We start from the raw sequence: 11,982 nt of genomic DNA, 5'->3' as shown, positions 1-11,982 counted from the left end.
TTCCCGCTAATCCCACAGGAGTCTCTCACCTTACACTCCAATCACCCCGGTTTAACAACAGAATCGCTTCACAGAACAATTAAAAAAGACAAACTTTAAAAAAGGCTCTTTTCGTAAAGATTGTTGTTTTTAATAAGATAGGATAAAATTACATTTTATGGTATTGTATTGGCAGAATAATATAAAAAGAAGTGAAAGAACGGGGGATAAAATGACTGATTTGACATTTTATAAAGATTACAAAAATGATGAGGAATTAAGAAAAAGCTTTAATGAACTTGCCACTTTAGTTTTTGGCATTAATTTTGAAGACTGGTATCAAAAGGGTTATTGGAAGAGCCGTTATATTCCCTTTTCTTATGTTGAAGGGAGTAAAGTTATAGCAAACGTTTCGGTTAACTTATTGGACTTTGTAGTAAATGGCGAGCAAAAGAGAGCTATACAAATAGGAACAGTTATGACACACCCTGAATATCGAAACCGAGGACTTTCTAAAAGTTTAATGAACAAGGTGCTAGAAGAATACGAAAATAAATATGATTTTATGTACTTGTTTGCTAATCAGAACGTGCTAGATTTTTATCCTAAATTCGGATTTAAATCGGTCAACGAATATCAATATTCAATGGAGTATGCAGCAGGTCAAACAGAAGAAAATGAAATCCGCAAATTAGACGGTAATAATGTTGAAGACCTTAATTTCATTTACAAGTTTGCATTAGAAAGAGTTCCAGTTTCGAACCGTTTCGGTACGGTCAACGCTCAAGAACTTCTTATGTTTTATTGTATATATGTTTTTAACAATAATATTTACTACATTCAAGATGAAGAAGCAATTGTAATCTTTAAGCAAGTGGACAAGCAATTAGATATATTTGATATTGTAAGTAAAAAAAAGGTTAATATTAATAACATTCTTTCAAAGATTTCTAATCAAAATACCAATCAAATTGTCTTCCATTTTACCCAAGGTTATCGGGACGTTAATACTCAGGGAGATATTTTTAAAGGGGACGATGTGTTATTTGTAAAAACCAGTGGAAACAATGAATTTCCATCGCAAGTTAAACATCCTCTCACCTCTCAAGCCTAAATGAAGGTTGTGAATGGTTTTTCTACTTAAAGTAACGGGTGCTTTAACGGAATAAGAAATAATACAGTCGTTCCAAACAGGAATGGCTATTTTTTATACCGCACGCAGGAATTTGACCATTTGAATTTTGGCAGGCATTGAGGAGCATTTGGTTTATTTGCTCAGCTCTTGTTTAAGTGCCTTAATTTGAGCGAATTCTTGCAGTTCGTGGCTGTATCTGTGCATAACAAAGAAAAACCCGTACTTAAAATATGGATTAAGTACGGATTTTTTATAATAGACTCTATTTGTTTTTTTTACGAAAACTGCTTTTTAATAAGGTCGATCGAGGGTTAAGAAATAGTTTTATGTTCCATGAACGCCTTCCAAATCAGCCAGTTTTAAATGAATCAGCTTTGTTTTTTCTCATAAACAGCAAAGTCGAATGGATATTTGTTTTTGTCATCCTGTTCACCTGGAGTCAATGATATTCTTGTCCACTGCTCTTCTGCTACTTCCGGGAAAAATACATCTCCTTCAAACACATGGTGTATATGGGTAATATACAGCCGATCTGATATCGGCAGCATCTCCTTGAATATCTCGGCTCCTCCTATCACAAAAACTTCATCGTTCTCTCTTTCTGCCATTTTCTTCAGTTCAAGTATGTTATGGTAAACTTCGGCTCCTTCTGCCTCGAAAGATTTATTTTTGGTAAGAATGATATTCTTTCGGCCGGGCAGAAGTCTCCCTATTGATTCAAAAGTTTTCCTGCCCATAATTACAGAATGGCCAGTGGTCATTTTCTTAAAATACTGAAGATCTGCCGGCAGATGCCAGGGAAGTTTATTATCCTTTCCAATCACCCTATTTTCGTCCATCGCAAGCATCAATGAAATCATACACTGACCGCTCCTTTTATATGAGGATGCGCTTCATAATTTTCCAGTTCGAAGTCTTCATAAGAAAAACCGAAGATATCCTTTACTTCGGGATTCAATTTCATTACCGGGAGGGCTTTGGGTTCGCGGGTAAGCTGCAATTTCACCTGCTCTACATGATTGGAGTAAATATGTACATCACCAAAGGTATGCACAAATTCCCCTGGCTTCAAGCCGCATACCTGGGCAATCATTAATGTCAGGAGCGCGTACGAAGCTATATTAAACGGCACCCCAAGGAACACGTCGGCAGAACGCTGATAAAGCTGGCAGGACAGCTTTCCTTCAGACACATAAAACTGAAAAAATGCGTGGCACGGCGGAAGCGCCATTTTACTAATTTCCCCGGGGTTCCATGCACTGACAATCAGGCGCCTTGAATCAGGATCTTTTTTTATCATTTCAATAACTTCAGTAATCTGATCAATACTGCTGCCATCAGGAGCACTCCATGAGCGCCATTGATGTCCATATACCGGTCCAAGTTCCCCATTTTCATCCGCCCATTCATTCCAGATGCGGACACCATTATCCTGAAGATATTTTACATTGGTATCACCTTTTAAAAACCAAAGAAGCTCATGGATGATGGCCTTCAGGCTTAACTTTTTTGTAGTAAGCAGCGGAAATCCATCCTCCAAATCAAATCTCATCTGATATCCGAATGTGCTGATGGTTCCGGTTCCTGTTCTGTCGCTTTTTATTGTGCCATTGTCTAATACGTGTTTGCATAAATCAAGATATTGTTTCATTGTAACCAGCCTTTCCTGGAATCTCATTATCATTCTAACACATGAATGTCTTTCCGGTATTCTTTACAGGAAGTAACCATTTTCGTTTTTTTACATAATTTATTATTAATCTGATTCCTATGTTGTACATTAATTATCCGGTCTGCAGCGTCTGAATCACTAAAAGAATGGTTTGATGTATAGACAGCACACTGATTCCTCCTCTTTCATGGCAAACTGCGCTTTTTAACGAATGACTTATTCAAAACAATAAGGTGATATATATGAGAACTTACAGCAAAAAATCAATTCTGCAAAGCAAGCCAGAAATCACAGAAGAAGTGATTGAAATCATGAATCTTGAAATATTCGTATATCTTGATTTAATATTTTTTTCCATTTTCCTTGGTTTTATCCTCATGCCGCTTGTTCACTCTGTTTCCTTATCTGTTATGATTCCTGTCCTCTTTTTCTTATTATTTTCGGGCATGTTCCGCATATTTTTCAGGCAAAAGAGCAGGAATATGTGACATTTGAAGACTTCACAAGCCGCTCAGGATTATAAGAAAGGCTGTTTTTGTAAAATTTGCTGCTATGAACAAGGGGTTGATTTCCGCTCCAGGATGCTCGCTTTCCACGCAGGCGGTGAGCCTCCACAGCAATGCCATTGGTGTGGAGGCTCACCGCTAATCTAAGCAGGAGTTCCGCCCTTTCGCTCACCTCATTTAATAATGAGATCGCCTGGCAGAACTCATTAAAAAACAACAATCTTTAAGAATAATGCCTAAGAAAAAAAGCTGACGCAGCCGCCAGCTTTTTTTCTTGTCCATTTTTTTATTGTTCTTTCAAATTCTTGCTTTTGCGGAAATGCAGGATGAAAGTCAAGCCAAATGTAATGACGATCAGCAAGAAGAAAATCGTGGATGATATTTCGATATGGAAGACTGATAGAAACATTTTAATGGAAATGATGGCAATCAGCACGTATGCGGCTGTTTCCAGTTCTGGGATTCTATCAATCAGATTCAGGAATACGCCTGCCACTCCACGCATCATCAGAACGCCGATCATTCCGCCCAGAAGAAGGACCCAGACTTTGTTGCTGACCCCGAAGGCTGCCAGTACACTATCAACGGAAAATGCGATATCCATCAGTTCAACCGCTACGACAGTACCCCAGAGAGTCCCGAACATACGGATAAGCAAGCTCTCTTTTGACATGCCCTTCACTTCATCTTCTTCAGATTCGCCTTTGCGTTTATCAAGGAAGTATTTAATTGAAAGCCATGCTAGATATGCAGCGCCCAGAACCTTTATCCACCAGAGCTTGATAAGGAAAATACCAAGCCCAATGGCTACAAATCGAAAGGCGTATGCACCAAGCAAACCATAGAATAATGCTTTTTTGCGCTTGTTTTTTGGCAGATGGCGGACCATTACCGCTAGCACAAGGGCATTATCGGCTGATAAAAGTCCCTCAAGTATAATTAATGTCCCGATCAGACCCCAGCTTACCGGATCTGTCAGTATTTTGCCCCACATTTCCCAATCAAAGAATTGAGCATAAGTATCCAAGATATGATTCAGCATTACAGGATGTTCCTCCTAAAAATTTTAATATGAGTTGTATATGAAGACAATGGAAAAGGAACCTGCGGCTGAAGGTTCCAAATACCAGATTATATTATACTAGTGTACGCTTTTCCAAAATCTTTTTCAATAAAAATCCTGTTTCAGCCTTATGATAGCATCCCTTGCGAGGACCATTTTGGCGGTGTGTTTTTGTCCCAGTAAATCCTGCCCAAATCATGGTGGGCAGCAAATTGATCATGATAGGTATGATAATGGAAATTAAACCAATAGCCTTCTTGAGGAGGATTCTCCTGCCTGACATGAAATCTCATAATATCTTCCCCATTATTCTCATTATAAATATGAAAGATTTTTTCTCCGCGCCCTGAAGCAGGATTTTCTGTAATAGCGAGCTGGCGTAATTCTTCTTCTTGATGGCTTGAAGCCATTTTGGCAATGGCTGCCTCCATTTTCGGAAGGATTACAGCTTTAAATTCTGCCTGGATTTTCGGTTTTATTTTTCCGCCGAATTTACAATACGCATTCTCTTCTCCCTTGGAGACAATATTCTGGATGAAATCATTTTGGCTGAATAATTCTTCTTCTATGTTTTTATTGACGTTCTGGACAGAGGCACCATATCTTGCAGAATTGGCTTCTTGTAAATCCTTTTCCGGATGCTTGGCAGAATCCGCCTCACCAAGCCAGTTAAAATCAGCTGGAGTAACAAGCCCGAATGTCAGGGCCGAAACTAAAACAATCAGACTTTTTTTGAACCATTTAGCACCCTTCATGACATATCCCCTTACTAATCAATATCAGTGTCAAACATTCAAGAATCCCTGACAGCTTAGTGGCTGTCTTTGATAATTCCAGTATACTTTGGTTTGTGGGATATTACGAATATTAATTTCAGCATTTTGCCAGAAATCCCGCTTCTGCATTCGCCTCTTTTTCTTAATGCCCGCTATTTTCCAGTGAGCATAAGGTTTTAAATTCATTAAAAAAAGGTATTGATATTCTAAAGCAGCTTTACGTTCAAGGCATTATTTAATTTAAAACTACATAGAAGGACAAGGCCGCGGATATACTTAATGAATAGATTTTTCCAAGGAGGGGCTTCAATGGAATGGTCAGCTGTATTTATGATTCTAAGCATATTGATGTTAATGTATTTCATTTACCTCGAAATTGCCGATTGACCAATGAATATATAAACTATCAGCTAGTTTCATCTGCCTTGCCTAAAAATCCGGCAAGGTTTTTTAGCTCTCCCTGCCTATTCATTTTCCGCAGCAAAAATACTTGAGGAGGTATACATATGACTGAAAACAGCAAAGCCTACATGGGGCGTTCTAAATATCACTCGTATGAAAGAGAAACAGCAGAAGGTAATGCAGGGATGGTTGTTACTGCCCATCCGATTGCGACGGATATCGGAGAAAAAATTTTAAAAGAAGGGGGAAACGCAGTAGATGCCGCTATTGCCATCCAGTTTGCATTGAATGTTGTAGAACCTATGATGACCGGCATTGGCGGAAGCGGGTTTATGATGGTTTACAATAAGGAAGAAGATGCAGTGAAAATTTTTGACGGGCATGTGCGGGCCCCAAAAGCTGCTCATCCTGATATGTTTTTAGATGAAAACGGAGAAGTGATTCCATTTAAGAAGAGATCAACCGCTGCCACTGCAGTCGGCATACCAGGCATTTTGAAGGCCATGGAAGAAGCACGCCTGAAATATGGATCCAAGCCTCTTGCAGATTTGATTGAGCCTTCCATTGAATTTTGTGAAAAGGGAGTTGCGGTCAATTGGGTGTTCACGGAGGCACTTGAAAACTTCCATTACCGCCTTGGAGATGAAGCGCAGAGATTGTTCATACCGGATGGCAAAAAGCTGCAAGAAGGAGAAATCCTGAAAAAAGAGCATTTGGCACATACCTACCGGATTCTGCAGCGTGATGGCATTTCAGCATTTTATGAGGGGGAAATCGGCGAAGCAATCATCTCTGCCATTAAGGAATTAGGCGGCTTTATGGAACTGTCGGATTTAAAGGATTATAAAATCACCATTGATGAGCCAATGCGGGCAACTTATAAAGGCTATGAAATTGTTTCCTCCTTTGCCCCAAGTGCTGGCGGATCAACTGTTCTGCAGATTCTTAAAATACTTGAAGATTTTCATATTGAGCAATATGGGCCTCGTTCATGGGAAAAATATTATCTGATTGCCGAAGCCATGAGGCTCGCTTTTACAGATAAAAAAGCTTTCCTTGCCGACCCTGAATTTGCAGAGCTGCCGCTGAAAGGCCTTTTTGACGAAAAATACCTGAAAGAACGTAAAGCATTCATTAATTTTAAAGAACGCAATAATGAAATTGATTTCGGCAATCCATGGGTGTATGACAATGTACCGAAAAGGGATGTTGTAAGACAGCCGGAGCTGGAAGAACAGAGTGAAACGACCCATTTTACGGTCGCAGACAGGTGGGGGAACATTGTTGCCTGTACATCAACAGTCGAGCATCCTTTCGGCTCAGGAGTAATGGTTCCGAAATATGGTTTCATGCTGAATAACGAGCTGACCGATTTTGATTCCATGCCTGGTGGAATGAATCAGGCTGAGCCGGGAAAACGCCCGGTAAGCTGTAAAAGCCCAACTATTATTTTCAAGGATAAAAAGCCTGTTCTTACGCTTGGTTCTCCTGGGGGGCCGACCATCATCAGCTCTGTATCCCAAACGATACTGAATGTCCTTGACTTCAACATGGATCTGAAATCCGCCATAGAAGAGCCGCGTATTTTCACGCCAATGGGGCCGCATATTGAGTGGGAAGCAGGCATGGATATGAGCAGTAAGGGACATCTTGAAGGAATGGGATTTGCTTTCAATGAGGTTCCGCATCCTATTGGCAATGTCCAGGGCATCAGCTTTTCAGAAGGAAAAATGTTCGGGGCAGCTGATTCAAGCAGGGAAGGAAAAGCAAGCGGCCTGAACGAAGAAGATTATCTCAATTAATGCAATAGAAACAAGAAAGAGGCAAAAATCATTTTTGCCTCTTTCTTGTTATGGGTTTCATTCCTTGATATCCATAAATCCAAAATGAAATTTAGAGGTTTTTCGTTGAATAGCTTGAAATCCAAATTCATTAAATCGGCTGCTTTTATAAAGGTCCTTTAAAACGACACGTTTTCTGGCGACCCTTTTTGCTTCCCTGACCGTTTCCGCAGTCAGGCCATGCCTGGAGGCGAAAAAGGCTAACGCCTGTATGCCGCTGGACCCTTTAATGGCTGTCTCGAACATTGGATCAAAATAAACAACATCATAGCTATTATCCGGAAGCGCCTCAAGCACCTTCAAATGCGGCGCTGTCTTAACCTCTATTCTCTTCATGGCTTCATCCATTTTTTCATTGCCTGTTTTCCACTCCGAAAGCCCCTTTTCTACAAGAAGCGACAGATACGGATTTTCTTCAATGGCGGTTACACGGCCCTTAGCACCTGCAGCATAGCTTGCGACAATTGCATCTGAGCCAAGGCCAAGAGTGCAGTCGAGAACCTCACTTCCCTCAGCTATTCCGGCCGCAGCCAGATAAGCATCCTGTTCCCCTTTTTCCAGTCTCTTGATTCGAATCGATGCAAGATTAGGGTGAAAAAAGAATGGCTCCGTTTCGTTCAGCCGATAAAGTTCATATCTTTCTTTCCCAAGAACAAGACAGTCGCTATTTGTAATTTGCTGCAGTTTTCTGATAGATTGTTTATTTCTTGGCACATATGATAAGCCCATCTCTGCAGCAAATGACTTTGCCTGGGCTATGCTCTCTTCGTCTGTTCTTCCGGGGGTGGTCACAAACATAAAAATCTCCTCTAAAAAAGGGTATGCTGTGAGCATGCCCTTTTGGCTGTATTATTTTAAGCGGTCAAAAGATAAAATCAGGCTTTCCATGATTTCTTCCATCGGATGGCCTTCGATTTCGTGGCGCGGAATGAAGTGAAGCACTTCTTTTCCTTTGATTAATGCCATCGAAGGGGAAGATGGTTCAATTCCCTTAAAGTATTCGCGCATTTTTTCTGTTGCATCTTTATCTTGTCCTGCAAAAACAGTCACTAGCTTTTCAGGCTTAGTTTCTGCGCGGAGTACAGCTTGGGTTGCAGCCGGACGCGCAAGCCCTGCAGCACAGCCGCAAACAGAATTAACGACAACCAAAGCCGTTCCTTCGTTATTTTCCATAAAGTTTTCGACTGCTGCATCTGTCGTTAACTCTTCAAATCCTGCCTGAACCAGCTCTGCACGCATCGGCTTGACCATTTGTTTCATATACTCTTCATATGCCATAGACATTATGATAACCTCCTGTAGTTACATGATTTCTCTTTAGCATACTATAATACTGATAAGATATGCAAAACCTGTGCTCCAATGACGGTTAGTACCCCCCAAAACATCATTTCATAAAAAAACTGGAGCGGGAGATTCTAAATTCTCCCGCTCCAGTTTCCCCCTCACTTTGTCATAGCTGGCGCTTTTATTTCTTCTTCTTCAAATAAGTCTGTTACCGCGCCTTTTGAAGCAGAGGAAACCAGTCTGGCGTATTTCGCAAGTGTCCCTCTTTTCACAAGCGGCGGAGCCTGCCATTGCAATTTTCTTTCCTGAAGCTCATCGTCTGATACATGCACCTTCAGCACCTGGCTGTTTGTATCAATAGTGATGACATCACCTGTTTTAATCAGGGCAATGGGGCCGCCCACCTGTGCTTCTGGTGCAATATGCCCAATGACAAGACCATGTGTCCCGCCTGAGAAACGGCCATCAGTCAGAAGTGCCACAGATTCACCGAGACCCTTGCCCACAAGCATACCTGAGATGGATAGCATTTCAGGCATCCCCGGACCGCCTTTTGGACCCTCATACCGAATAACCAAAACGTCCCCTGCTTCTATTTCTCCTTTCAGTATCGCTTCTGTCGCACTTGGCTCATCATTATATACTTTAGCCGCACCTGTCATTTCCCGGACCTTTAGGCCAGAAACCTTTGCTACAGCACCATCCGGGGCAAGATTCCCTTTCAGGATCACCAATGGCCCTTCTTTGCTTAACGGCTTGTCAACAGGAAAGATGATTTTTTGCCCTTCTTCGAAATCAGGCCATTCCTCAAGATTTTCCGCAACCGTTTTTCCAGTAACGGTCAGACACTCCCCGTGGAGCAGGCCTGCTTTTAATAAATGCTTCATCAAAGCAGGGATACCGCCAATTTCGTGAAGATCCTGCATCACATATTTGCCGCTTGGGCGCAGGTCAGCAATATGCGGCACCTTCTTCTGCATAGCATTAAAATCTTCAAGTGATAAATGGACCCCCGCTGAGTTGGCTATAGCCATCAGGTGCAGAACAGCATTTGTAGAACCTCCCAGAGCCATCACGACCGCTATGGCATTTTCAAATGCTTCTTTCGTCAGAATATCCCTTGGATAGATGCCTTCTTCAAGCAAGTGGTAAACAGCCTGTCCCGCCTTATAACAATCTTCGTGCTTCTCGGCCGTTACAGCTGGATTTGATGAACTGCCCGGGAGGCTCATCCCAAGTGCTTCAATCGCACTTGCCATTGTATTGGCTGTGTACATGCCGCCGCAGGATCCCGACCCCGGACATGCATTGCATTCAATTTTATGGAGGCCTTCCTCATCCAGTTTCCCTGCATTGTACGCCCCGACTCCCTCAAAAGCAGAAACGATATCAATATTCTTGCCATCCAATTTTCCTGGCTGAATGGTTCCTCCGTAAACAAAAACAGAGGGAAGATTAATTCTCGCTATGGCCATCATGCAGCCTGGAATATTTTTATCGCATCCTCCGATCGCCACATATCCGTCAAGGCTTTCCCCTTCAACAACCGTTTCAATGGAATCTGCAATCAAATCTCTGCTCGGTAGCGAATACCTCATGCCTTCGGTTCCCATTGAGATGCCATCAGATACGGTGATTGTATTAAAAATCATTGGCGCTCCGCCTGCATCCCCCGCTCCCCGCTTGGCTTTTCTGGCTAGCTCATCAATATGTATATTGCAGGGTGTCACCTCGCTCCATGTGCTGGCGATCCCAATCATCGGTTTCTTGAAATCTTCATCCGTAAAACCTACAGCCCGAAGCATGGCCCGGTTCGGAACCCTTGTTGGCCCCCCTTCACTGATTACTTTACTTTTTATCCTCAAATCTTTTTTCATGTTTTGTCCCTCCAGTTGTTTTCTTTTCAATATAGAGAACTTTTCTGATAATTTCAATAATTATTGCCGTTTTTTCTCTATTATTTTTTTGAAAGGGTTTACATATGAAAACAGGCTAAAGTAATCATATCTGCTGGTTTACACTTCAGATTATCTGCACACACTGAACGTATCTTCTTTCCATTTAGAACGATTGCAGAGCATAAAAAAACTGCAGCTCAATTGTCCGGAAACCTGACAATTGAGCTGCAGTTCGAAATTTCTATAGTACTGGCTTATTTTCTCCGTTCTGTCTGGATTCTGTCATTTGCTTCCAGACGGAACCTTTTGCTTCTTCGCCATTTTCAATCCTGCTGATAGCCATCTTAACCTGCATGGCCACCTCAAATTCAGGATCGTTTTCTGCTTGTTTCAGGGCAGGCAATACCCGCTCATCACCGGATTCATACAAAAACATGGCTGCTCTCCATCTCACAAGCTTGCTTTTATCATTGAGTGCATGTGCCATTTGATCCATAGCCTCGTCGAATCCTAAATCTGATAAGCAGTCACCCGCCGTTCTTCTTACTGCAGCACTTTTATCCCTAAGCCCTTTATATAGGCCCGGAAGCACAGCACGATTTTCAATCATGCCCAAATACACAACTGCAAGCCTGCGGATCGATACTTTTTCGTCATCCAGCGCTTTTTCAAGCAGCGGTATATCTTCAGCGGACGGGCTGGCCATCTGTTCCAGCACCTGATATCTTTTTTCCCAATTTTCGCAAGCAAGAACCTCTTCCGTTAGCTTTGCCTGAGGTCTTTTTGCCAAAATTTCCTTACCCTTATTGCTTGCTTGTGCATTGTTCCAAAGCTGCTCAAGGCGTTCTTTTGGGTAGGCAGCCATGATCTCTTCACTTACTTCAGCGCCGATTGCGTCCATATCTCCATAACGCACTCCATACTCTTTCCACTTTCTCAGCATAACGACATTGTCGTCAGATTTTTGAGCTTTCGCCACTGCATCTGAAAAAAACGCAGGAAGCCCAAACCTTTTTTCCTGTTCTCCGTCATTCAACTTTATCTGCATGGGGATACCCTTGAATTGCTGTATTGAAACAGCAACTTCACCATAATGATCAAGAATACTGCTGCCAGCGGATTCTGAGGATGTATCCTCCCCGAATGTCTGGCGGACTTTAATTAAAATATCCTTCCAATCATATTTGGCATTTCTTTCTACAGCAAGGAAATCAGCCACATGGTAGACACCTTTGATACCCTCGATGTTTAAAATGTCCTGAATAAGCATTGGTGCATGTTCTGCCTGGCCTTTTTTGTAATTATTGCTTCGTCCTGCAGGCAGTTCCTCTGTGAGGATAATTTTCATGGTATTCGGGCTTGGCGTAGGTTCTATATTTTTTATATTCAAATGACACACTCCTTTATATCTCTTCATTTTAAT

General features: G+C 41.8%; 11 protein-coding genes. 3 read left to right on the top strand and 8 right to left on the bottom strand.

The window, feature by feature from the left end:
• The first annotated feature begins 211 nt into the window (after nucleotides 1-211).
• Nucleotides 212-1,093 (top strand): GNAT family N-acetyltransferase, encoded by an 882-nt coding sequence (locus BIV59_RS21050; protein ID WP_071353427.1) that lies wholly within the window; start codon nucleotides 212-214, stop codon nucleotides 1,091-1,093.
• A 389-nt stretch (nucleotides 1,094-1,482) separates the two neighbouring features.
• Here the strand turns inward: BIV59_RS21050 and BIV59_RS21045 are convergent, their stop codons facing one another.
• Entirely contained in the window at nucleotides 1,483-1,974 is a 492-nt protein-coding gene (locus BIV59_RS21045) for a dihydrofolate reductase (protein ID WP_071353426.1), read from the bottom strand.
• Complete coding sequence (locus BIV59_RS21040) at nucleotides 1,971-2,765, bottom strand: thymidylate synthase (protein ID WP_071353425.1); 795 nt, start codon at nucleotides 2,763-2,765, stop codon at nucleotides 1,971-1,973. The genes BIV59_RS21045 and BIV59_RS21040 overlap by 4 nt, the downstream gene beginning before the upstream one ends.
• A 263-nt stretch (nucleotides 2,766-3,028) precedes the next feature.
• Here BIV59_RS21040 and BIV59_RS21035 point away from each other — a divergent pair, with 263 nt between their 5' ends.
• On the top strand, nucleotides 3,029-3,274 hold the full coding sequence (locus BIV59_RS21035) for a hypothetical protein (protein ID WP_071353424.1): 246 nt from the start codon (nucleotides 3,029-3,031) through the stop codon (nucleotides 3,272-3,274).
• Nucleotides 3,275-3,578: 304 nt separating this feature from the next.
• Here the strand turns inward: BIV59_RS21035 and BIV59_RS21030 are convergent, their stop codons facing one another.
• A complete protein-coding gene (locus BIV59_RS21030; RefSeq protein ID WP_071353423.1) occupies nucleotides 3,579-4,334 on the bottom strand; it encodes a TerC family protein in 756 nt (251 codons plus the stop codon).
• A 149-nt stretch (nucleotides 4,335-4,483) separates the two neighbouring features.
• The gene (locus BIV59_RS21025) at nucleotides 4,484-5,110 is read right to left on the bottom strand and encodes a YpjP family protein (RefSeq protein WP_071353422.1); all 627 of its coding nucleotides are present in this window, start codon (nucleotides 5,108-5,110) and stop codon (nucleotides 4,484-4,486) included.
• A 527-nt stretch (nucleotides 5,111-5,637) separates the two neighbouring features.
• Here BIV59_RS21025 and ggt point away from each other — a divergent pair.
• Nucleotides 5,638-7,335: a gamma-glutamyltransferase gene (gene ggt / locus BIV59_RS21015; protein ID WP_071353420.1), complete on the top strand. Its 1,698-nt coding sequence runs from the start codon at nucleotides 5,638-5,640 to the stop codon at nucleotides 7,333-7,335.
• Between the two features lie 57 nt (nucleotides 7,336-7,392).
• Here the strand turns inward: ggt and BIV59_RS21010 are convergent, their stop codons facing one another.
• The 4 genes from BIV59_RS21010 to BIV59_RS20995 all read right to left on the bottom strand — a co-directional run bounded on the left by BIV59_RS21010 (nucleotide 7,393) and on the right by BIV59_RS20995 (nucleotide 11,949).
• Nucleotides 7,393-8,172 (bottom strand): class I SAM-dependent methyltransferase, encoded by a 780-nt coding sequence (locus tag BIV59_RS21010; protein ID WP_071353419.1) that lies wholly within the window; start codon nucleotides 8,170-8,172, stop codon nucleotides 7,393-7,395.
• Between the two features lie 51 nt (nucleotides 8,173-8,223).
• Nucleotides 8,224-8,658 (bottom strand): BrxA/BrxB family bacilliredoxin, encoded by a 435-nt coding sequence (locus tag BIV59_RS21005; RefSeq protein ID WP_071353418.1) that lies wholly within the window; start codon nucleotides 8,656-8,658, stop codon nucleotides 8,224-8,226.
• Between the two features lie 161 nt (nucleotides 8,659-8,819).
• Nucleotides 8,820-10,538, bottom strand: coding sequence for a dihydroxy-acid dehydratase (ilvD, locus tag BIV59_RS21000; protein ID WP_071353417.1), 1,719 nt, complete (start codon nucleotides 10,536-10,538; stop codon nucleotides 8,820-8,822).
• A gap of 262 nt (nucleotides 10,539-10,800) precedes the next feature.
• Entirely contained in the window at nucleotides 10,801-11,949 is a 1,149-nt protein-coding gene (locus BIV59_RS20995) for a conserved virulence factor C family protein (RefSeq protein ID WP_071353416.1), read from the bottom strand.
• Nucleotides 11,950-11,982: the final 33 nt, after the last annotated feature.

It is taken from the genome of Bacillus sp. MUM 13 (genome assembly GCF_001866725.1).
Taxonomy (GTDB): Bacteria; Bacillota; Bacilli; order Bacillales; family DSM-1321; genus Peribacillus.
Note: the sequence above shows the minus strand (reverse complement) of the source record. Positions and strands in the feature narration are given on the sequence as shown.